Genomic DNA, 20,506 nt, shown 5'->3' with positions numbered 1-20,506 from the left:
GTATCGAACCGGCCCTCCGGCAGCTTTTGCAGATCCGGCGCGCCCGGCTCCCAGGCCGCGGGCAGCAGCCCCGCGAGGCCCTGCGCCAGCGTGCCTGCATCGGCAAAGACGGGCGGGGCGGGCGGCGGCGCGCTCAGCAGCTCCACCGCCACCGGGCGCCCGGCCGCGGCGGTCTCGGCCAGGGCCTGATCCATCCGCTCGATGCGGCGGGCCCAGTCGCGCGCGGAGGCCCAGCTGCCGTCCTCCAGAATCAGCAGCGGCCCCTGCCCCTGGGCCACCGGCTGCGGGTTCAGCACCGGCCCGGCGAAGCCCAGAATTGCCGCCGCCACCGCAAGGATCCGCAGCAGCATCAGCCACCAGGGCGTGCGCTCGGCCTGCACCTCCTCATCGGCGAGGCCAAGGAGCAACGCCACCCCCGGAAACCGGCGGCGGACCGGCGCGGGCGGCACGGCGCGCAGGATGAACCACAGCACCGGCAGCGCCACCAGCCCCAGAAGCAGCCAGGGCGCCGTGAACCCGAGAGGGCCGAGCACCGTCATCCCCGCCCCCGTTGCAGGGCCGCATGCAGCCACAGCAGCGCCGCCTGCGGCGGGGTGCCGGTGTGATGCTGGGAGACCTGCCAGCCGGCATGGCGGGCGAGGGTTTCGAGCCGGTCCCGGCGCTCGGCCAGGCGGGCGCGATAGCGGCCGCGCAGGTCGCGCGCCTCGCGCGTCTCGTGGCGCAGGCTGCCCGACATGGATTCGAAAATGGTGCGGCCATCGAAGGGGAAGTCTTCCTCCGCCGGATCCAGCACCTGGAGCAGAACGCCGGTAACGCCCCTATCCGCGAGCTGCGCCACAGCGGCCTCCACCGCCGCGATATCGCCGAAGAAATCCGACAGGAAGACCGCGCGAGCACGGGCGGAAACGCCCGTCACCTCCGGGCGGCCATAATCGCCCGCCGCCTCCGCGCCGGACAGCAACGCGGTCAGCGTCATCAGCTGCGCCCGCCCCGGCCGCGCGGGCGCGAGCGGCCCCGAAAGCCCCACACGCTCCCCCGCGCGAATAGCCAGAACCGCCAGCGCCAGCGCCAGCAGCCGCGCACGCGCGCCCTTCGGCGCCCGGTCCCGCGCGCCAGAAAAGCCCATCGAGGCGGAGCCATCGACCCACAGATGCAGCGATTGCGCCAGCTGCCATTCCCGGTCGCGCACATATTGCACATCCGAGCGCGCCGAGCGGCGCCAGTCTATGAAGCGCGCGGTATCGCCGGCATGGGCCGGGCGGTATTGCCAGAATTCCTCTCCGGGCCCGGCGCGGCGGCGGCCATGGCCGCCCATCTGCACGGTCGCGGCCAGCTGCTCGGCCGCCAGAAGCAGCGCCGGCAGCGCCGCGGCTTGGCCCTCGGCCTCGCGCCGGAGCCCGAGGCCCTCACTGCCCGCCGCTGCGCTCACGCAGCCGCCTCGCGCAGGCCCAGCGTCTCGGAAACGGCACGCCCGATCACGGCGCTCAGGGTTTCGCCCCGCGCCCGCGCGGCGAAGCTCAGCGCCATCCGGTGGCTGAGCACCGGCCGCGCCAGCGCCGCAACATCCTCAACGGAGGGCGCGAGCCGCCCGGTGAGGAGCGCGCGCGCCCGCACGGTAAGCATCAGCGCCTGCGCCGCGCGCGGCCCCGGCCCCCAGGCCAGCGCCTCGCGCACCACGCCCAGAGCCTCCGGCTCGCCGGGGCGGCAGGCGCGCACGAGATCCAGAATCGCCTCCACTACAGACTCGCCCACCGGCATCCGCCGCACCAGCGCCTGCGCCGCGATCAGCTCCTCCGGGGTGAAGATCGCGAGCGCCCGGGCTTCGGTGGCGCCGGTCGTCGCGAGCAGAATATCGCGCTCGGTATTGCGGTCGGGGTATTCCACATCCACCTGCACGAGGAACCGGTCCAGCTGCGCCTCGGGCAACGGATAGGTGCCCTCCTGCTCGATCGGGTTCTGCGTGGCCAGAACGTGGAACGGCGGCCCGAGGCGGCGGTGCACGCCCGCGACGGTGACCTCGCGCTCCTGCATCGCCTGCAACAGCGCCGATTGCGTGCGCGGGCTGGCGCGGTTGATTTCATCGGCCATCAGCAGCTGGCAGAAGATCGGTCCTTCGAGGAAGCGGAACGCCCGGCTGCCATCGGCCGCGGTTTCCAGCACCTCGGAGCCGAGGATATCGGCAGGCATCAGATCCGGCGTGAACTGGATCCGGCTGGGCTTCAGCCCCATCACGGTCGCGAGCGTATCGACGAGCATGGTCTTGCCGAGCCCCGGCAGCCCCACCAGCAGCGCATGCCCCCCCGACAGCATCGCCGCCAGCACCAGCTCCACCACCCGCTCCTGCCCGATGAACCGCCGGTTGACCGATTCGCGCGCGAGGGCGAGCCGTTCGCCCAGCCGTTCGATATCGGCGACAAGATCGGGGGGTTCGGACATGACAGGCTCTCCCTTCGCGCTATATCCTCATAGAAGCAGATAAACGCCCCGGACCCAAACGCAAAGAGACGATGACCGACACACGCCCGCCGCAAAACCCCGTGAGCGCCGATGGCCTGGCCGCCACCGCCGCCAAGGCCACGAAAAAGGGGCCGCCGCCCGTGCACCTGTGGAACCCGCCGTTCTGCGGCGACCTGGACATGGAGATCCGCCGCGACGGCACCTGGTTCTACCTCGGCACGCCGATCGGGCGGCCGGCGCTGGTGAAGCTGTTCGCCTCGATCCTGAAGCTGGAGGACGGCAAGTATTTCCTGGTGACGCCGGTGGAAAAGGTGGGCATCCGCGTGGTGGATGCGCCCTTCGTCGCGGTGGATTGCGAGGCCGCGGAGGGCGCGCTGCGCTTCATCACCAATGTGGGCGATACCGTCACCGCCGATGCGGCGCATCCGATCCGCGTGATCCGCGATGCGGCGGGTGAGCCCAGCCCCTATGTCATGGTGCGCCGCGGGCTGGAGGCGTTGATCGACCGCAAGACCTTCTACCGGCTGGTGGAAATCGGCTGCCCCGCGCCCTGGCAGGGCGAGGACTGGCTCGGGCTGACCTCCTGCGGCACGTTCTTCCCGATCATTCCGATGCGGGAACTGGACGGCACCGGGCAGCCGGGCTAAGCCCGACCAAACGGAGGGGCGCATGAAACAGGTCATCTGCATCAACTGGGGCACCAAATACGGCCCGCCCTTCATCAACCGCCTCTATGCGATGGTGGCGCGCAACATCACGCCGCCGTTCCGCTTCACCTGCTTTACCGACAATACCGCCGGGATCCGGCCCGAGGTGGACTGCCAGCCGCTGCCCGAGATCGCGGTGGAAATCCCGAAGACGAAGCGCGGCATCTGGCCGAAGGCGCGGCTTTGGGGGCCGACGCTGGGCGATCTGAGCGGCAATGTGCTGTTCCTGGACCTGGACCTGGTGATCACCGGCTCGCTCGACGATCTGTTCAGCTATGGCGACCCGGACGGGGTGGTGCTGTCGCGCAATCCCGCGAAGCCCTTCGAGCGGATCGGCCAGACCTCCTGCTTCCGCTTCCCGGTGGGCAAGCTCGCGCCGATGCAGCAGGTTTTCATGGCCAATCCGCAGAAGATCGCGGAGGAATATGTGTGGGAGCAGCGCTTCGTCACCCGCAATGCGCCGGGCGGGATCACCCTGTTCCCGCGCGCCTGGGTGCGGCACTTCCGCTATCAGTGCCTGCCGACATTCCCGCTGAACTGGATGCTGCCGCCGCGGCTGCCGCGCGATGCCCGGGTGGTGATCTTCCCGGGCGGGGTCTATCCCGAAGTCGCCATTCGCGGGGGCTGGGCCGGGCGCGAAGGATTTTCGCTGATGGACCATCTGCGCAACATTCCGAACCGCCCGGAAAAAGAAGGCTCGCTCTGGCGCTACCTGCGCCACTACACCAAACCCTCCCGCTGGGTCGCCGATGCCTGGCGCGAGTAGCGCAGGCACCGGGCACCGCGGATGAACAGCTCGCGCCGGCCTGAACCTCCCGTATCTTAGGCTAGCTCGCGGATGATCGGAAGGGCGCAACGAAAGCACAGTCTGCGCCGCGCCTGAACTGGCGGCACAGACTGCTCAGGCGCCAGCACGCCAAGCGCTCAGGCTGGGTCGCCGATGCTTGCGCCGAACGGCACTTGCGTGGACATGTGTTTTGTGAGGTGCGCGGAGATGTGTTTTGTGCGGCCAGGCGGTTGAAAGGCACTGGCGGCCTCGTTCCGGCTTGATACCCCAAGGATGCGCCCGCGTTTGCTCGGGCCGCATTGGCCGAGATCAGCCGTGGTAATACCGCGACGCCTCGGTGATCGCATACTGGCCCGGGCTGACCTTCACGATTTTGCCCTGACGCAGCAGCTTGCCGAACACGCGCATCCGCTCCTCGCGCGTGAACCCGTCGCTCGGCACGCTCGAGATCTTGTCCATCAATTCGGGCGGCGAGAACAGGCTGCGGCCTTCCACCTGCGCGGTATAGGCGGCCGCGGCCTCCAGCAGGTCCTGCAACCCGTCGGTGCCGAGCGCCCGGGCATATCCGGCGAAACCACTCGGGCCGGAGGCGGCCTCGCCATCGAAGGGATCAAAGGCGACGGCTGTGTCATCTTCTGCCGGCCGCGCGGGCGCGACCCTCTGCTCCGACACGAGCACCAGGGGGGCCGCCTCGGGCTCGGCAGGGCGCCGCGGGCCGCGCCCGAAGGTCGCGGCCACAGCGGCCGTGAAGTGCAACAGGCCACGCGGCTTGCGCGCGGGCTCCGGCTCTTCGAGCGGCTCCGCCCCGGCCAACGGCTCCGTCTGAGCCATCAGGTGCTGTTGCGCCTCGGGCTCAGGCTGCGCGGCAGGCTCCGGCTCGGCCGCTTCCTCTTCGGGCAACAGCATCGACGACAGCGGGTGCTCCAGCAGCAGCGGACGAGCGTCTGCCGGATCCTCCTCGGCCGCCTCAGGAATGGCGTAGGCCTCCAGGGCAGGATCGGGGCCGGGCACACTTCCCTCGGGCGGTACCCTCGGCGCGATGCGCGCGAGGATCGCGGCCACTTCCGGCGCGGGCTCAGGGATCCAGGCGGCCAGCGCGGGCTCCGCAGTACGCTCCACAGGATCGAAGGCACCCTCGGGTTCGGACCAGTCCGGCGGCGCCGCCAGATGAACCTCAGGCTCCGCCGGAGCGCCCTCCACGGACGGCACGCCCTCTGCCCCACCCGGCTCATCGGGCAGGCTGACTTCCACTGCGGCGAGATTTTCCGCCTCGGGCGGCTCCGGCTCCACCAGCCGCAGCGGCACCACCTGCGCCAGCGGCGCGGGCTCCTCCTCCTCGGGCAGACCCAGATCCGCCTCAGACACGGCCTCCCCGGCTGCGGCCGCCCGCGCGGCCGCCACGGCCTCGCGGATGCGGGCGAGCTTTTCCGCGAGCGCGTCGCTCGTGGGCCGCGCCGCCGGGGCCGCGCGCAGGACCACCGTCTCGTTCTCCACCGCAGCCTCGATCGGGTGCTGCACCTGCGCCCCGGCGATCCGGTGCAGCGTCTCCGCATCCGGCTGCGGCGGCACCGCGCCGAAATAGCGGTCTTCGGCAGCAAGGCCCCGGAAATACTCGGCAATCGCCTTCATCATCCCGAAAGGCTCATCGAACCCTTCCAGCGTACAGGAGAAGGTCCCGTAGGACACGGTGAGGATCTTGCTGGCTCCGGTACCCATGGTCACCTTCCGACATGCGATTCCCGCGCATTTTGCGGGCGGGGCGCTTAATGAAGGATAAACATCGCCGCAGCCGCTTCGCGGTTGAGCTTTCGCGGCGGCCGGGGCATCACTCCTCCATGACGGATCTGATCGCGACATTCGGGGCGGGCGTGACGCTCGTGGGCGGCGGCACGCTGGAGGCCGGGGACCTGCGCCATGCCCTGACGCTGGCGCCGCATCTGATTGCGGCCGATGGCGGCGGCGACCGGCTTCTGGCCGAGGGCCAGATGCCCGAGGCGGTGATCGGCGACCTGGACAGCCTGAGCGAAGCGGCCCGCGCCCGGCTGGGCGCCCGCGTGCATGGCGTGGCCGAGCAGGACAGCACCGATTTCGGCAAATGCCTGCGGCTCGTCGCGGCGCCGTTCTACCTCGGGCTTGGCTTTACCGGCATGCGGATCGACCACACCCTCGCCGCCTTCAGCGAGATCGCGCAGCGCGACCAGCGCGTGATCCTGATTGCCGAGGACGAGGTGATCTTTCGCGCCCCGCCCCGCTTCGCACTCGACCTGCCGGAGGGCGAGCGGGTCTCGATCTTCCCGTTCGGGCGGGTAACGGGCCGCTCCACCGGCCTGCGCTGGCCGATCGACGGGCTGCTGCTGGAGCCCGCCGGACGGGTGGGCACCTCGAATGCCGCGACCGGCCCGATCGCGCTGTCGCTCAGCGGGCCGGCGCTTCTGCTGCTGCCGAAGCGGTGGCTGCCGCAGGTGCTCGGCGCGCTGCTGCGTTGACCCGCTCACGGTGGATCAGATAGAGGCCGGAGGCGGTGATGATCCCGACCCCGACCCAGGTCAGCGCATTCGGGAAATCGCCGAAGAACAGGAAGCCGAACAGGGTCGCGGTGATCATCTCGAAGTAATGGAGCGGCGCCAGCGTCGCCGAAGGCGCATATTTCAGCGCATAGCTCATCGACATGTGGCTGATCGTGGAGGCGAGGCCGACGCAGGCGCAATAGACCCAGAAGATCCCCTCGGGCGCCGCCAGCCGCACCTCCTGCGAGCCGAAAGCGCTGCCCACCGCGAGCATCGGCAGGCAGATCAGCGCGCCCAGAACCGCCGTGTGCAGCTGCATCGCGACCGGATGCACATGGCGCGAAAGGGCCCGCGTGAGCAGGATATAAAGCGCGAAGCCGAAGGCGGTCCCGAGCGGGAAGAAGGCCACGGCGCCGAATTTGGTGAAGGACGGCTGGATCACGAACAGCGCGCCGATGAAGCCCACGACCGAGGCCGAAAGCCGCCGCGGCCCGACCTCCTCGCCCATCACGAACCGGCCGATGAACAGGATGATGAAGGGCTCGACGAAGGCGATGGCGAGGGCATCGGCGATGGGCATCACCTGCACCGCGGCGATGAAGCAATAGGTGGAGAGTACGGAAACCGCCGCCCGCCCGAGGCTGAGCCACAGCGCCCGGCCGGAGAGCCGCCAGGGCAGCCCCATCGCCAGCACGAAGGGCGCCATCAGCACGCCTTGCGCCAGGTAGCGCCCGAGCGTGACGGTGCCCACGGGCACCTGCTGCGCGGCCAGTTTGGAAGCCACGTCGATCAACGGGGCGATGATACAGAAGCCGAGCATCAGAGCGACGCCGGGCAGGATGCGGTCCGGATGTGTCATGCCCCCGGCTAACCTGCCGGGGGCATTCCGTCCATCTCGAAAACGACTGTCGATGTCGGGCTCAGCCCATCCGCTCCGAAGCATAGGAGCCGGGCGAAGCCGGGAACACCACGGTCTTGTTGCCGTTGATGAAGCTGCGGTGATGGATATGGGCATGGATCGCGCGCGAGAGGACCTGCGCCTCCACATCGCGCCCGAGCGAGACGTAATCATCGGGCGACTGGGCATGGGTGATGCGCACGGTGTCCTGCTCGATGATCGGGCCCTCATCGAGATCCGCGGTCACGTAATGCGCCGTGGCCCCGATCAGCTTCACGCCGCGCTCATAGGCCTGCTTGTAGGGGTTCGCGCCCTTGAACGAGGGCAGGAACGAGTGGTGGATGTTGATGATCCGGCCCGACATCTTCTTGCACAGCTCATCCGACAGGATCTGCATGTAGCGCGCCAGCACCACGAGCTCCGCCCCGGTGTCCTCCACCACCGCCATCAGCCGGGCCTCCGCCTCGGGCTTGTTCTCCTTCGTCACCTTGATGTGGTGGAAGGGGATGTCGTGGTTCACCACCACTTTCTGATAGGTCAGATGGTTCGAGATCACCGCGACGATTTCGATCGGCAGCGCCCCGATCCGCCAGCGGTAGAGCAGATCGTTCAGGCAGTGCCCGAAATTCGATACCATGAGCAGCACCTTCATCTTGTGCGCCGCGTCGTGGAACGCCCAGTTCATGCCGAAGGTCTCGGCCACGGGGCCGAAGCCCGCGCGCAGCGCATCGAGCGTCGCGCCGGTCTGCGGGTCGAAGCTGACGCGCATGAAGAATTGCCCGGTGACGGTGTCGTCATATTGGTGCGAGTCGGTGATGTTGCACCCGGCCTCCGCCAGATAGCTGGAAATCGCGGCAACGATGCCCCGTGTGGTCGGGCATGTAACGGTCAGCACGTGGGAAGTCATCGCAAATCCTTTCGCGTCGCGGTCTGGTCCTATTGGGCGCAAGCGCTCGAAAAAGGCCAGCCGGGATGCGACGAGAAGGGCGCAAAAAGCGGCATTGTTTCACTTGCACAATCGTCTCGGTTCTCGATAGTGACGGTACCACTGTGTGCAGAGACCCGCAATCGGCGGTTCTGATCGATGTCGACGCGCAAGAGAAAGTTATCTGGAGGGAAATGTGGAGTTTATCGGTTTCAAGGAGTTGAATGCCGGGTTGAACAATCAGAAATTCGCTATTCTCGGTTTGTTCGCGACAGCAAAGAGCCTTGGCAAGGGCGTTTCAATTCCGGGCCTGGTTGATTTCTCTCCGGAGCAAAAGCGTTCAGTGAAATCGATACCGTTTGGGGATGTTTTCTCCTGTGAACATATTTCTGAATATGCGGCACAGGTGGGCGTAGAAATTCAGTGGGATAGAATTGACACATACGTCGATCCGGCTGAAATGTTCAAGGCTGGGAATTTGGTCGAAGGCAGGGAGAGATTTGTCTTCCTCGCGCATTTGCGCCCTTCTCTCGAGATAGGGAATATTCTGGCGTCCATTCTTCCCGTTATCTATCCTGACAAACATACTTCTGTTGTGCAGCTACGCATCGAGAAGGACTGGCATGCCTATGCTCCGAGAAGACTTGCGGAAATCAAGAACGAAGACAATTCGGTAGATTACAAGAGAATTATCGGAAAGGCCGCGCAAATTTCTCAATCGGACCGTGTCTTTTTCACGTGCGACGAGCAGTCGATAGAACCCGGTAGAGATGTTGTGGATGCCTATGCACAGTCAATAGGATTGAAAACAATGTGGAAATCGGATGTGTGCACTGCGGATCTCGGATATGCTCGAAATACGGAGCTTGATTTCCAGGTGGCGCTTCATGCCGATGTTTTCATCGGCACCTGTCGTTCTACCTTTGCAAACGTTCTCGCAAGTGCAAAGGCTGCAACGGCCATTGCGCCGTGGAGGCACTATCTGTTCAACGGGGTCGGGGACGCTCCCGCCTTGAGAACAGACAACGGCCTGTTGGTGAACGTCGGTGGTGCAACGCGCACCACCCCTGTCTGAAGCCGCAGCGTGTTTCGCGCTGCTTCCGTCAGATCTGCCGTTCGGGGATATGCACGACCAACCCGTCGATCTCCGGCGTCACCTTGATCTGGCAGGTCAGGCGCGATTTTGCGGGATCGGGCTGCCATGCGAAATCGAGCATGTCCTCTTCCAGCGAATCCTTCGGCGGGATCCGGTCGAGCCAGCTTTCATCAACATAGACGTGGCATGTCGAGCAGGCACAGGCGCCGCCGCAATCTGCATCGATCCCCGGAACACCATTGTCGCGCGCGCCCTCCATCACCGTCATGCCCGGCTTCACCTCCACTTCATGGCGGGTGCCGTTGTTCTCGATGTAGATGATCTTCGCCATGGTGCTACCTCTGCTCGGGGGGGCGGAATTGCGGACGTCGCACGAGCTTTAGGACAAGCGCGGCGCCTTGGCCAGTACCGCCGTTAGGGGCCAGACCGAGCGCGCCGGCCCGAAAGCGCCATGGACGGCCGAGCCCTGACGCCGCCGCCGGCGGCCGAGGCCGCAAAGCCCGGCGGGCCGCTGTACCCCTGTCTGCAGCAGAGGCACCGCCGTGCATGGGCCTTTCGGGGGCGTGGGGCGCGCCGGCGCGACAGAAGCGCCCGAAAGGCCCGCTCTCATAGCGCTCCGGCCGCCGCAGATGAGCCGGCACATGAAAACGGAGGCGCCCGCAAGGGCACCTCCGCAGAATCACTGAGGCCACAGCGCCTTGCCTTGGGCGAAGGCGCGAACCGGCGCGCCGTTACTCGATCGGCAGCGCGACGAACCGCGGCTCGCCGCCCCGGCGCACCAGCACCAGCAGGGATTTGCGCCCCGCTTCCTTGGTGGCCTTCACCTGGTCTTGCAGATCCGAAAGCGCCGCCACCGGCTTCTGCGCCGCCTCGACGATCAGATCGCCCTCGCGCAGCCCCTTGTCGAAGGCGGCCGAGGTCTCGTCGATGCTCTTGATCAGCAGCCCGCTCTGCCCGGTGGGCAGGTTCAGCTCCTGCGCCACCTGATCGTTCATCGGCACCAGCGTCATGCCCAGCACTTCACCCTGGGTCTCCGCGGGTTTCTGCATCGCAGCCGGGACGGCCTCGCCCTCGGCCGTTTCGCGCCGGCCGAGCGTGACGAGGATCGTCTGCTCCTTGCCGCCCCGCATCACCACCACGCGGACCCCCTGCCCCACCGGCGCATCGGCCACGCGCTTCACCAGATCGCGGGAGTTCTTCACCTCACCCCCGTCGAAATTGACGATGACATCGCCCGCCTGCATCCCCGCATCCTTGGCCGGGCCATCGGGCACCTCGGAGACGAGCGCGCCCTCGGCCTTCGGCAGGCCCATGGCATCAGCCATGTCCGGGGTCACCTCCTGGATCTTCACGCCGAGCCAGCCGCGCCGGGTCTCGCCATATTGCTTCAGCTGATCGACAACCTTCCGCACCACGTTCGAGGCCATCGAGAAGCCGATCCCGATCGAGCCGCCGTTGGGCGACAGGATCGCGGTGTTCACCCCGATCACCTGGCCATCCATATTGAACAGCGGGCCGCCCGAGTTGCCGCGGTTGATGGCGGCATCGGTCTGCAGGTAGTCGTCATAGGTGCCGCTGAGCTCGCGGTTGCGCGCCGAGACGATCCCGGCCGAGACCGAGAAGCCCTGGCCCAGCGGGTTGCCCATCGCCATCACCCAGTCGCCCACGCGCGACACATCCGAATCGCCGAAGGGCACGAAAGGCAGCGGCTTGTCCGAGGTCACCTTCAAAAGCGCGATGTCGGTCTTCGGATCGGTGCCGATCAGCTTCGCATCCATCTTCTGGCCGCCGAAGAACTCGATCTGGATCTCGTCGGCGTTCTCGATGACGTGGTTGTTGGTGACGATATAGCCGTCCTCCGAGATCACGAAGCCGGAGCCGAGCGCCTGCGAATGGCGCGGCTGCGCCGGGCCTTGCTGTGGGCCGTTCGGGAAGGGGAAATTCGGGAACAGGTCCGAGAAGGGCGAGCCTTCCGGGAAGGGCGAATTCTGCGCCGGGGTGGAGACGGTCTGGGTGGTGGTGATCATCACCACCGCCGGGCTGACCTTCTCGGCGAGGTCGGCGAAACTGTCGGGCGCGGCGCGCGCGAAGGCCGGGGCGAGCGGCACCACGCTCAGCGCGGTGGACAGCATCGCGGCCCCGATCACGCCCGTGACGAGGCGCGACATGCGCCCGGCAGGCCGGCGGGGGGTGGGGGTAAGGGTCGAACTGATCATCTTTGGCTCCCGAAATCCTCGGCCGGGGAACCCGGCTTGCTCCTTGCTTAAAAACCTAAGGCGCCCGGCGCGCAAATGAAAGGCCATCGCGGCGCGTCACATCGCGGTGACGGGCCGCCCTGAGGCAAGAAACCCGCAGGCAAGAAAAAGGCCCCGCGGCAGATGCCACGGGGCCCCGGAACCCGGCGCAGTCGGGATCAGCTGCGCCGCTTCTTCGCGGCCGCCAGCGCGCCGATGCCGCCCACCAGCAGCCAGCCCGCCGCCGGAAGCGGGACCGCGGGCAGCTGAGGATCGGCTTCCGAGATCGCCAGCAGGTTCTGGCGGTTGCGCGGCGTATCGAGGTAGGTCAGCGTATAGGTGCTGGAGCGGTAATCATCGCTCAGCCCGTTCAGCGCCATGCCGAAATCGGCATAGATCGTCTTCCACGCGGTGCGGAAACCGGCAAGCGTGGTGCCGTCCATGCCCGGACGGGACTGGCCGCTGTAGGGGCTGATGCTGTTCTGGGTGCCCTTGTAATCCGCGGCGAGCTCCCAGATGCCGTTCTGGAATGCCCATTGCTGGCCGGCGGTGCCGTTCACGAAATAGCTGTCGTAGTAGCTGTCCACATACCAGTTCAGCGCGGCCGCGCTCTTCACGCCGCCCGACAGCAGGCCGCCGTCCGGATCTTCGGAGAAGCGGTACACGGTGTTGTTGCGCGGTGCATCCTTGGACGGCTCGATGCAGAACAGCGTCAGGTTCGTGCCGCCAAAGGAACTGCCGTCTTCATACTGCAGATTGTCCGAGGTGAAGGCATAAGCCGCATCCGAGGTCCGCTCCACCGACCCGGTGACGATGGTGGCCGCGGAGGCGGTGTTCAGTCCGAAAAGACTAGCGCTCGTCGCCAGTACGGCGACCAGACCAAGCTGGTTCATGATCACATTCCTGCTCACTGGTTAACACATGACGTGATGCAGCGGCGGGACGCCCCGGAACCGTCGATCACGCCTTCCTGATCGCGCTTTCCCGGATTCGCTTCAATGGAATACCTAACGATTGGTTAACAGCCACAGGTTGCGCGCGTGCCCCCAAAAGCAAGAGGGCCAGCCTGCGGCCAGCCCCCCCCCCGTTCACATATCGGGCGCGTTTTACTGCGCCGCGCCAGCCTGCCCCAGGCTCTGCAGGAAGCGGTCATAGTCGAAATAGACGCTGTCCGGCTGCACCACCAGCGAGGTCGTGCCCGGCTTCAGGCTTTCGGCATAGAACTGCAGCGCGCGGGTGAAGGCGAAGAAGGACGCATCCTTGTCATAGGCCTCCGCATAGATCCGGTTGCGCTCCGCATCGGCCTCGCCGCGGATGATCTCCGCCTGCTTGCGCGCGGCCGAGGTCAGCTCCACCACGGTCCGGTCCGCGGCCGCCCGCACCCGCTGCGCGGCCTCGCCGCCCCGGGCGCGCTCGTCGGCGGCCTCGCGCTCGCGCTCCGCCCGCATCCGGGCATAGGTCGCGGCCAGGTTCTGCTCCGGCAGATCGGTCCGGGTCAGCCGCACGTCGATCACATCGACGCCGAGCGAGGCCGCCTCGCGCTTCGCCAGATCGCGGATCTGGTTCATCATCGCGGTCCGGTCATCCGACAGCACCGCGGTCGAGGGGACCGAGCCCATCACTTCGCGGATGGCGTTGTTCAGGATGCCGTCCAGGCGGCTCTTGGCAAATGTCTCGCCGCCCGCGCCCACCGCCTCGCGGAAGCGCACCGTATCGGTGATGCGCCAGCGCGCGAAGGCATCCACCACCAGACGGCGATCGTCGAGCGGGGTGACTTCGAGCGGCTGCGTGGTCAGGCTCAGGATCCGGTCGTCGTATTTCACCACCGTCTGCACCAGCGGCAGCTTGAAGCCGATGCCCGGCTCCGTCCGCACCTGCTTCACCTCGCCGAATTGCAGCACCAGCGCCTTCTCGCGCTCGTCCACGATATAGATCGACGACAGCACCGCCCCGGCCAGGATCACGGCGGCGGGGATCAGAAATTGCGCGCGCATCAGTTGTTCCCCCCCGTGGTCGTGGTGGCGCCCTTGCGGCGCAGCTGGTCGAGCGGCAGATAGGGCACCGCGCCGGTGCCTTCCTGGATCATGACCTTATCGAGGTCGGACAGGGTTTTGCCCATGGTTTCGAAGAACATCCGCCGCTTGGTCACCTCGGGTGCCTTCACATATTCCTCATAGACAGAGATGAAGCGCGCGGCCTCACCCTGCGCATCGTTCACCACCTGCGCGCGGTAGGCCTCGGCCTGCTCGCTCAGCTGCGCAGCCTGGCCGCGGGCGCCCGCCGTGGCCTGGTTCGCATAGGCATCGGCCTCCTTTTCCAGCCGGTCGCGCTCCTGCTGCGCGGCCTGCACGTCGCGGAAGCTGTCGATCACCTCGCGCGGCGGGTCGGCGCGGTTGAAGTTCACCCGCACCACATTGATGCCCACGCCATAGCTGTCCAGCGTCGCCTGCACCGACTGGCGCAGATCGGAGGCGATGGCGCCGCGGTCGCGGTTCAGGATCGGCGCCAGCTCCGAGCGCGCGATGATGTCGCGCATCGCGGATTCAGAAACGGCGCGGATCGTGTCTTCCGGATCGGCCAGGTTGAAAAGGTATTTCGCCGGGTCCGAGATGTTCCAGACGACCTGATATTCGATATCGACGATGTTCTGGTCGCGGGTGAGCATCAGGCCCGAATCCATGTCGCCGCCGCGCCCAGTGCCGAGCTCGGTCGTGCGCTCGTCGGTCACCGGGATCACCTCCGCGGTCACCACCGGCCAAGGCGCGAAGTTCAGGCCCGGGTTACCGGTCTTGTGATACTTGCCGAACATCAGCTCGATGGAGCGTTCGTTCTGCTGCACGGTGTAGAACGACCCCCAGGCCCAGGCTGCCACCAGCGCCAGCGCCGCAAGCCCGATCGGCCCCTTGCTGAAGCCCGGCCCCTGCGGGCGGCTGCCCTGCGGCCCGCGCCCGCCCGGGCCCCGCCCGCCCATCAGGACGCGCAGCTGCTCCGAGCCCTTCTTCATGATGTCTTCGATCTCGGGGATCGGGGACCCCTCGCCGGGGCGGCGGCCGGGCCGCCGGTTCGGGTCGCGGTCGTTATCATTACCCCCGCCCTGGCCTCCGCCAGACCCCCAGGGACCTCCGTTCGTCATGCTTTCCTCGCCTTTCTCTATGTCCCTGCCGAGGTGGGGACTATTCCTCGTAAATCAAGCGCCCGCGCGGATTTTCAGCGCACAGGATGGCGCATTGTCACCAATTCCTCGGCCATCGTGGGATGGACGGCACAGGTCGCGTCGAACTGCTCCTTGGTGGCGCCCATCTTCACCGCCACGGCGGCGAGCTGGATCATCTCGCCCGCATCCGGGGCGACGATATGGCAGCCCAGCACCCGGCGCGTCGCCTTGGAGACGATCAGCTTCATCAGCACTCTCTCGTCGCCGCCCGCGAAGGCCGAGCGCATCGGCCGGAACCGCGCGGCATAGACCTCGATCTCCTCGATGGCGCGGGCGGCATCCTCGGTCATCCCCACGGTGCCGAATTCCGGCTGGGTAAACACCGCCGAGGCCACCAGCTCGTGGTCCACCGCGCGCGGGCGCCCGCCGAAGATCGTATCGGCGAAGGCATGGCCATCGCGGATCGCGACCGGGGTCAGGTTGATCCGGTCGGTCACATCGCCCACCGCATAGATCGAGGGCACGTTGCTCTGCGACCAGTCATCGACCACGACCGCGCCATTGCCTGCGAGGTTCACCCCCGCCTCCTCCAGCCCGAGCCCCTCGGTATTGGGCATCCGGCCGGTGGCATAGAGCACCGCATCGAAGGTCTCGCTCACCGTGCCGGAGGTGACCGAAAGCCCGTTCGGGCCCTTCTCGATCCGCTCCACCACGCGCCCGGCCTCCACCGCGATGCCGCTCTCGCTCATCTTGTTGACGATCAGCTCCGCGCATTCGCGGTCGAAGACCCGCAGCAGGTTGGAGCGGTTCCAGACCGTCACCATCACGCCCAGGCCCTTCATGATGCAGGCGAATTCGCAGGCGACGAAGCCGCCCCCCACGATCAGGAGCCGCTTCGGCAGGCTCGGCAGCCTGAACATGTCGTTCGAGGTGAGCACATGCTCGCTGCCCGGAAAATCGGGCACGAAGGGGCGCCCGCCAGTGGCCACCAGAATGTGCTTCGCGCTCAGGCGGCGGCCATCGGCCAGCGCCACCTCATGCGGCCCTGCCACCGTGGCGCGCTGGTCATAGACGGTGACACCCGCCCCCACCTGGCCCTTGCGATAGATCGCCTCCAGCCGGTCCAGCTCCGCGTCGAGCTTGGTGCGGAAGGCGGTCCAGTCGAAGGCGCCCACATCGGAGGACCAGCCATAGGCCCGCGCCTCCTCGGCCAGCGCCGGGAAGGAGGAGGCATAGACCATCAGCTTCTTCGGAACGCAGCCGCGGATGACGCAGGTGCCGCCCATCCGGTATTCCTCGGCGATCGCCACCCGGGCGCCATGCTCGCCCGAGGCGATGCGCGCGGCGCGCACGCCGCCGGAGCCGCCGCCGATCACGAAAAGGTCGAGGTCGAAGGACATCAGTCGATATCCCCGAAGATGTTGTCGTCTTCGGAAATCTCCACGAGCTCCTGCGTGATCGTGCCGGTATGCAGGTCGCGGATCTCCACCCGGCCGTCGCTGCCACCGATCACCACCATGTCGCAGATGTCGATGAACAGCCCGCTCTCGACCACGCCTGGGATCTGGTTCAGCGCCAGCGCCAGCGCGCGCGGATTGCCGATCCGGTTCAGGTGCAGGTCGATGATATAATGCCCCTCATCCGTCACCAGCGGCTGCGAGCCGTTGAGCCGCAGGCTGGTGGCGCGCCCGAGCACATCCATGGAAATCAGCAGTTCCTCGATCACCGTGCGCGTGGTCTGCCAGCCGAAGGTCACCACCTCCACCGGCAGCGGGAAGGCGCCGAGCTGCGCCACTTCCTTCGCCGCATCGGCGATCACCACCATCCGGTCAGAGGCTGAGGCCACGATCTTCTCCTGCAGGAGTGCGGCGCCGCCGCCCTTGATCAGGTTCATCTCGGCATCAAATTCATCGGCGCCGTCGATGGTCAGGTCGAGCCATTTCGCCTCATCCAGCGTCACCACCTCGATCCCGAGCTGGCGCGCCAGCGCCGCGGTGCGCGAGCTGGTCGGCACGCCGGTGATCCGCAGCCCCTCCTCGCGCACCCGCTCGCCCAGGCAGCGCACCATCCAGGCCGCGGTCGAGCCGGTCCCGAGGCCGACCTTCATCCCGTCCTCGACCAGGTCCAAGGCGCGGCGGGCGGCGGCGTATTTCGCCTTGTCGATGGGCGAGAGATCTGCGGGCATGGGATCATCCTCAAAGGGGTCTGCGCGCCCCGGTTATAGACAAGCCCCGCCCCGCGCGCGAGGCCAAATTCCCCGCACCGCCCTGCACCGCGAAATCCGGGGCGGGCTGCGCCTTTGCGCGCCAACATGTCGCTTTCCGCAGCGCCTGCGGGCGGCGGCGTGGCAATCTGGGCGGGCGAACAGGAAGGCCAGGCATGTTTCTCAGCGTATTTGACATATTCAAGGTAGGTGTTGGTCCGTCGTCGTCGCACACGATGGGTCCGATGGTTGCGGGGGGGCGGTTTCTGGCGGCGCTCCGGGGCTCGCCGTTCCAGGCGGCGGGGCTGCGGGCGCGGCTGCATGGCTCTCTGGCCTTCACCGGCAAGGGCCACGCGACCGACCGCGCCACCATTCTCGGCCTCGCGGGCTTCCTGCCCGACAGCTACGAGGCGGAGGCCGCCGAGGCCGCGCTGGCGGCGAACCGCGCCAGCCTGCGCCTCGCGCCGCCCGGCCTGCCGGAAATGGCCTTCGACCCCGCGCGCGACCTGGTGTTCGATTTCGGCCCGCCCCTGCCCGGCCATGCCAATGGCATGGTGCTGGAGGCGCTCGATGCGCAGGGCGACGTGCTGCTGCAGGAGATCTATTATTCCATCGGCGGCGGCTTCGTGCGCTCGGCCGCGGAGATGGCGGCGGTGGATGACGCGGCGCTGAACGCGGCCTCGCCGGTGCCCTTCGCCTTCCGCAAGGCCGAGGAAATGCTGGCGATGGCGCGCGCCTCCGGGCTGAGCATCGCGCAGATGAAGCGGCGCAACGAGCGCGTGTTCCGCAAGGAGGCCGAGATCGACGCGGGGCTTTCGCGGATCTGGGCGGTGATGGAGGGCTGCCTGAACCGCGGGCTGGGCACCGAGGGGATCCTGCCCGGCGGGCTGAGCGTGCGGCGCCGCGCGAAGGGCATTCACCAGGCGCTGCTGGCCGAGCGCGGCATGAACCTGGTGGCGCCGCACACGATCAACGACTGGGTTTCGGCCTATGCGATGGCGGTGAACGAGGAGAACGCGGCCGGCGGCCAGGTGGTGACGGCGCCGACCAATGGCGCGGCCGGGGTGGTGCCCGCGGTGATCCGCTACTGGCTGGACCATGTGCCCGGCGCGGCGCCGTCGCGGGTGGGGGAATTCCTGCTGACGGCGGCGGCCGTGGGCGGGCTGATCAAGACCAATGCCTCGATTTCGGGGGCGGAATGCGGCTGTCAGGCGGAGGTCGGCTCGGCGGCGGCGATGGCGGCGGCGGGGCTGGCGGCGGTGCTGGGCGGCAGCCCCGAGCAGGTGGAAAACGCTGCCGAAATCGCGCTGGAGCATCATCTGGGCATGACCTGCGACCCGGTGAAGGGGCTGGTGCAGGTGCCCTGCATCGAGCGCAACGGCCTGGGCGCGATCAAGGCGATCGCGGCCGCGTCGCTGGCGCTGCGCGGCGATGGCGCGCATCTGGTGCCGCTCGATGCCGCGATCGAGACCATGCGCCAGACCGGGCGCGACATGCACGAGCACTACAAGGAGACCTCGCTCGGCGGGCTCGCGGTCAACGTCCCGAACTGCTGATCCCGAGGACCATGCGCGGGCCCGGGGCCGCAAGCCCCGGCGGATGGGGGCGCCCCCGGGGCAGACGACAGGGGCGGGCCGCGGGCGCGGCGGATGGGGCGGGGCGCACTGGCGCGCCGGATGCGCCCGAAGGCGCGGGCGCGGCGGATGGGGGCGTGTGCCCGCTTGCCGCAGCCGCCCCGGCCCGAAACAGCACAGGCCGCACCGCCCACGAGCCCCGAGGGCGCGCGCAGGGCGGCCCGAAACACCGCAGGCCCAACCGCTCGCGAGCCCACGCAGGCGCGACATCCCACATACGCATCGGCAAGCGCACCTGACACATCAGCGCGGACGAGACCCCGCGCCACACCACGCAGCCCCCGGCCCAGGCGCCGCGCAGGGAGCCGCCGATGGTAGCGCGCTGCGCGCGAAGATACGGGGACAGGCCTGCCCAAGCGCGCCTCGCGTGAAAGGACAAGGGCGGGTGGCATTCCCCGCGCAGCCCAGCGATCCGCGAGGCAGGGCGTACTCCGCTGCCGAAGATGTCTAGTGCTCGGCGCGGGGCGCGCCGCAAGCGCGGCCGCCACGCCTCAGTGGCACGCCGCGCGCGGCGAACAAGGGCCTGCAACGGCCCGCCCAAGGGCGCGGGGCGTCACCGCCAAAGAAATCAGTTCGATCCGCCCCCGAAATCCGGCAGCTTCACCGCAGCATTCGCCGCAGGCTGCGGCGCCAGCGCTGCCCGGATCACCTCCGCCCGCTGGCCGCCCTGCGCGGGCAGGAACACCGGGGCAGCCCCGCCATCCAGCGCCGCAAGATCCGCGCGGTACCATTCCGTCGCCGCGGCCGGATCCGCCGCGACGCCGAAGCCCTGCCGCAGATGATGGCCATAGACCTCCGCATAGGGTCGTTCGCCCGCCCCGATCAGCAGCGCGGCCGATGCGAGCACCATCTCCGGATTGTCCGTCTGATAGCCGATCCCCATGCAGATCTCGCCGATATTGACCATCTTCGCCCGCTGCGCCCCGAGCTTCGTGGCAAAGGCCTCCGCAGAAGCGATCGCCTGCGCGGGCGGCATTGCCGCAATCTTGTCGGTCTCGGGGGCCATGGTTTCCACCAGTCCGCGGCACTGCTGCTGACGGCCGGCATCATCCACGCCCTGCACCGCGGCGGCGCGCTGCTGCCCCAGCGAAATCGCATAGCCCCGCGCCGCGCAGAACTGCTCGTCCAGCGCCTGGTTCGGGTCGGTCATCGCATCCGGGGTCATCATCTTGCCGTTGACCTGGGTCAGCAGCTCGACCGACTGGCAATGCCCCGCCATCGACCGCGCGTCCTGGGTCTGGCCGAAATCGGGCAGGCCAGCCGGGCTTTGCGGCGCGGGCGCGGGAACGGGCGCCGTTGCGGCGGGAATGGCGCCGGGAGGGGTATAGCGCTCGCCCCGCGCATCCGCGGCGAAGGCCTTCAGCAGCCCGCGCGACCCTTCAGCCGCGACCACATTCGGATAGGCCGCCCCGGCCCCGGCCTGCGCCCGGTCATAGCCGGAATGCAGCATGGAGCGTTCGTAATCCGACAGCTGGCCGGTGGCCGGATAGCCCATATAGGCCTGATAGCCGCTGATCGCGCTGCGGGTCTTGGCGCCGCTCTGGCCATCCGCAGCCCCGGCCGGAAAGCCGAAATAATTCAGCGCCTGCTGGTCGCGCTTCACGGTCTGATCGACCCGGGGCGCGGCCGGCGCGCGCGTCTGGCTGCGGGTACTGCCCGAGGAGCTCGCGCGCGGCGCGGGCTGCGCCTGGCTGCCGCCGCCGCAAACCCCGGTCGCGTAACACAGCAGCGCCACACCGGCGACCCCCTTCACCACGTCGCCGGTATCGGCGGCACGCACCGGCATGGGAGCGGCCAGACCGGCCGTGAGAGCGAGAATGAGAGGCGCCTTGATACTCATGATAGGATACCCCGTGTTGGGTGAGATCGGAAACAGGTCGGGCGACGGAGTGAAAGCGTGGGGA

The 20,506-nt window shown here is 68.0% G+C and carries 19 protein-coding genes; 5 read left to right on the top strand and 14 right to left on the bottom strand.

Features of this window, described 5'->3' with window-relative positions:
• From ACOMG5_RS14085 to ACOMG5_RS14075, 3 genes are all read right to left on the bottom strand, one after another.
• The coding region (locus ACOMG5_RS14085) for a BatA domain-containing protein (protein ID WP_420344433.1) at nt 1-539 on the bottom strand (539 nt) is incomplete at its 3' end.
• A complete protein-coding gene (locus tag ACOMG5_RS14080; protein WP_420344432.1) occupies nt 536-1,429 on the bottom strand; it encodes a DUF58 domain-containing protein in 894 nt (297 codons plus the stop codon). The genes ACOMG5_RS14085 and ACOMG5_RS14080, both read right to left, overlap by 4 nt.
• The gene (locus ACOMG5_RS14075) at nt 1,426-2,436 is read right to left on the bottom strand and encodes an AAA family ATPase (protein WP_420344431.1); all 1,011 of its coding nucleotides are present in this window, start codon (nt 2,434-2,436) and stop codon (nt 1,426-1,428) included. The genes ACOMG5_RS14080 and ACOMG5_RS14075 overlap by 4 nt, the downstream gene beginning before the upstream one ends.
• Before the next feature lie 71 nt (nt 2,437-2,507).
• On the opposite strand from ACOMG5_RS14075, the gene ACOMG5_RS14070 reads away from it, so the two are divergent.
• Complete coding sequence (locus tag ACOMG5_RS14070) at nt 2,508-3,104, top strand: DUF1285 domain-containing protein (RefSeq protein WP_420344430.1); 597 nt, start codon at nt 2,508-2,510, stop codon at nt 3,102-3,104.
• Nucleotides 3,105-3,126: 22 nt separating this feature from the next.
• Nucleotides 3,127-3,930, top strand: a complete 804-nt coding sequence (locus ACOMG5_RS14065) for a glycosyl transferase (protein WP_420344429.1) — start codon at nt 3,127-3,129, stop codon at nt 3,928-3,930.
• 330 nt (nt 3,931-4,260) lie between these two features.
• On the opposite strand, the gene ACOMG5_RS14060 is transcribed toward ACOMG5_RS14065, so the two are convergent.
• Nucleotides 4,261-5,667, bottom strand: coding sequence for a hypothetical protein (locus ACOMG5_RS14060; protein ID WP_420344428.1), 1,407 nt, complete (start codon nt 5,665-5,667; stop codon nt 4,261-4,263).
• A 119-nt stretch (nt 5,668-5,786) separates the two neighbouring features.
• On the opposite strand from ACOMG5_RS14060, the gene ACOMG5_RS14055 reads away from it, so the two are divergent.
• Complete coding sequence (locus ACOMG5_RS14055) at nt 5,787-6,437, top strand: thiamine diphosphokinase (protein ID WP_420344427.1); 651 nt, start codon at nt 5,787-5,789, stop codon at nt 6,435-6,437.
• Here ACOMG5_RS14055 and ACOMG5_RS14050 read toward each other — a convergent pair.
• Nucleotides 6,367-7,317 (bottom strand): DMT family transporter, encoded by a 951-nt coding sequence (locus tag ACOMG5_RS14050; protein WP_420344426.1) that lies wholly within the window; start codon nt 7,315-7,317, stop codon nt 6,367-6,369. The two genes, ACOMG5_RS14055 and ACOMG5_RS14050, sit on opposite strands and share 71 nt — an antisense overlap.
• A 61-nt stretch (nt 7,318-7,378) precedes the next feature.
• Complete coding sequence (gene purU / locus ACOMG5_RS14045; protein WP_420344425.1) at nt 7,379-8,263, bottom strand: formyltetrahydrofolate deformylase; 885 nt, start codon at nt 8,261-8,263, stop codon at nt 7,379-7,381.
• Between the two features lie 214 nt (nt 8,264-8,477).
• On the opposite strand from purU, the gene ACOMG5_RS14040 reads away from it, so the two are divergent.
• The gene (locus tag ACOMG5_RS14040) at nt 8,478-9,356 is read left to right on the top strand and encodes a hypothetical protein (protein WP_420344424.1); all 879 of its coding nucleotides are present in this window, start codon (nt 8,478-8,480) and stop codon (nt 9,354-9,356) included.
• A gap of 28 nt (nt 9,357-9,384) precedes the next feature.
• Here ACOMG5_RS14040 and ACOMG5_RS14035 read toward each other — a convergent pair whose 3' ends face one another.
• The 7 genes from ACOMG5_RS14035 to rpiA form a co-directional block, all read right to left on the bottom strand.
• Entirely contained in the window at nt 9,385-9,708 is a 324-nt protein-coding gene (locus tag ACOMG5_RS14035; RefSeq protein WP_420344423.1) for a 2Fe-2S iron-sulfur cluster-binding protein, read from the bottom strand.
• A 400-nt stretch (nt 9,709-10,108) separates the two neighbouring features.
• Entirely contained in the window at nt 10,109-11,545 is a 1,437-nt protein-coding gene (locus ACOMG5_RS14030) for a DegQ family serine endoprotease (RefSeq protein WP_420344434.1), read from the bottom strand.
• Between the two features lie 245 nt (nt 11,546-11,790).
• Nucleotides 11,791-12,504: a VPLPA-CTERM sorting domain-containing protein gene (locus tag ACOMG5_RS14025; RefSeq protein WP_420344422.1), complete on the bottom strand. Its 714-nt coding sequence runs from the start codon at nt 12,502-12,504 to the stop codon at nt 11,791-11,793.
• Between the two features lie 213 nt (nt 12,505-12,717).
• A complete protein-coding gene (gene hflC, locus ACOMG5_RS14020; RefSeq protein ID WP_420344421.1) occupies nt 12,718-13,605 on the bottom strand; it encodes a protease modulator HflC in 888 nt (295 codons plus the stop codon).
• Nucleotides 13,605-14,744 (bottom strand): FtsH protease activity modulator HflK, encoded by a 1,140-nt coding sequence (hflK, locus tag ACOMG5_RS14015; RefSeq protein ID WP_420344420.1) that lies wholly within the window; start codon nt 14,742-14,744, stop codon nt 13,605-13,607. Before hflK ends, hflC begins: the two co-directional genes overlap by 1 nt.
• A gap of 74 nt (nt 14,745-14,818) precedes the next feature.
• A complete protein-coding gene (gene gorA, locus ACOMG5_RS14010) occupies nt 14,819-16,165 on the bottom strand; it encodes a glutathione-disulfide reductase (RefSeq protein ID WP_420344419.1) in 1,347 nt (448 codons plus the stop codon).
• Nucleotides 16,165-16,950 carry a ribose-5-phosphate isomerase RpiA gene (gene rpiA, locus ACOMG5_RS14005; RefSeq protein WP_420344418.1) on the bottom strand — a complete coding sequence of 262 codons (786 nt, stop codon included), beginning with the start codon at nt 16,948-16,950 and terminating at the stop codon, nt 16,165-16,167. Before rpiA ends, gorA begins: the two co-directional genes overlap by 1 nt.
• A gap of 194 nt (nt 16,951-17,144) precedes the next feature.
• Here rpiA and ACOMG5_RS14000 point away from each other — a divergent pair, with 194 nt between their 5' ends.
• Entirely contained in the window at nt 17,145-18,524 is a 1,380-nt protein-coding gene (locus ACOMG5_RS14000) for an L-serine ammonia-lyase (protein WP_420344417.1), read from the top strand.
• Between the two features lie 646 nt (nt 18,525-19,170).
• Here ACOMG5_RS14000 and ACOMG5_RS13995 read toward each other — a convergent pair.
• A complete protein-coding gene (locus tag ACOMG5_RS13995; RefSeq protein ID WP_420344416.1) occupies nt 19,171-20,388 on the bottom strand; it encodes a peptidoglycan-binding domain-containing protein in 1,218 nt (405 codons plus the stop codon).
• Between the last annotated feature and the right edge of the window lie 118 nt (nt 20,389-20,506).

Source organism: Paenirhodobacter sp. (genome assembly GCF_041916475.1).
GTDB lineage: Bacteria > Pseudomonadota > Alphaproteobacteria > Rhodobacterales > Rhodobacteraceae > Rhodobacter.
The sequence above is the reverse complement of the archived record's forward strand: the minus strand, read 5'-3'. Positions and strand labels throughout refer to the sequence as shown.

Excerpts from the sequence above, each read along its gene's own strand:
- ACOMG5_RS14025 (WP_420344422.1), bottom strand. The coding sequence starts at position 12,504 with ATGAACCAGCTTGGTCTGGTCGCCGTACTGGCGACGAGCGCTAGTCTT.
- ACOMG5_RS14070 (WP_420344430.1), top strand. The coding sequence starts at position 2,508 with ATGACCGACACACGCCCGCCGCAAAACCCCGTGAGCGCCGATGGCCTG.
- rpiA (WP_420344418.1), bottom strand. The coding sequence starts at position 16,950 with ATGCCCGCAGATCTCTCGCCCATCGACAAGGCGAAATACGCCGCCGCC.
- hflC (WP_420344421.1), bottom strand. The coding sequence starts at position 13,605 with ATGCGCGCGCAATTTCTGATCCCCGCCGCCGTGATCCTGGCCGGGGCG.
- ACOMG5_RS14050 (WP_420344426.1), bottom strand. The coding sequence starts at position 7,317 with ATGACACATCCGGACCGCATCCTGCCCGGCGTCGCTCTGATGCTCGGC.
- ACOMG5_RS14075 (WP_420344431.1), bottom strand. The coding sequence starts at position 2,436 with ATGTCCGAACCCCCCGATCTTGTCGCCGATATCGAACGGCTGGGCGAA.
- ACOMG5_RS14030 (WP_420344434.1), bottom strand. The coding sequence starts at position 11,545 with ATGTCGCGCCTCGTCACGGGCGTGATCGGGGCCGCGATGCTGTCCACC.
- ACOMG5_RS13995 (WP_420344416.1), bottom strand. The coding sequence starts at position 20,388 with ATGCCGGTGCGTGCCGCCGATACCGGCGACGTGGTGAAGGGGGTCGCC.
- purU (WP_420344425.1), bottom strand. The coding sequence starts at position 8,263 with ATGACTTCCCACGTGCTGACCGTTACATGCCCGACCACACGGGGCATC.
- ACOMG5_RS14000 (WP_420344417.1), top strand. The coding sequence starts at position 17,145 with ATGTTTCTCAGCGTATTTGACATATTCAAGGTAGGTGTTGGTCCGTCG.
- ACOMG5_RS14035 (WP_420344423.1), bottom strand. The coding sequence starts at position 9,708 with ATGGCGAAGATCATCTACATCGAGAACAACGGCACCCGCCATGAAGTG.
- ACOMG5_RS14065 (WP_420344429.1), top strand. The coding sequence starts at position 3,127 with ATGAAACAGGTCATCTGCATCAACTGGGGCACCAAATACGGCCCGCCC.
- gorA (WP_420344419.1), bottom strand. The coding sequence starts at position 16,165 with ATGTCCTTCGACCTCGACCTTTTCGTGATCGGCGGCGGCTCCGGCGGC.
- ACOMG5_RS14060 (WP_420344428.1), bottom strand. The coding sequence starts at position 5,667 with ATGGGTACCGGAGCCAGCAAGATCCTCACCGTGTCCTACGGGACCTTC.
- hflK (WP_420344420.1), bottom strand. The coding sequence starts at position 14,744 with ATGACGAACGGAGGTCCCTGGGGGTCTGGCGGAGGCCAGGGCGGGGGT.
- ACOMG5_RS14055 (WP_420344427.1), top strand. The coding sequence starts at position 5,787 with ATGACGGATCTGATCGCGACATTCGGGGCGGGCGTGACGCTCGTGGGC.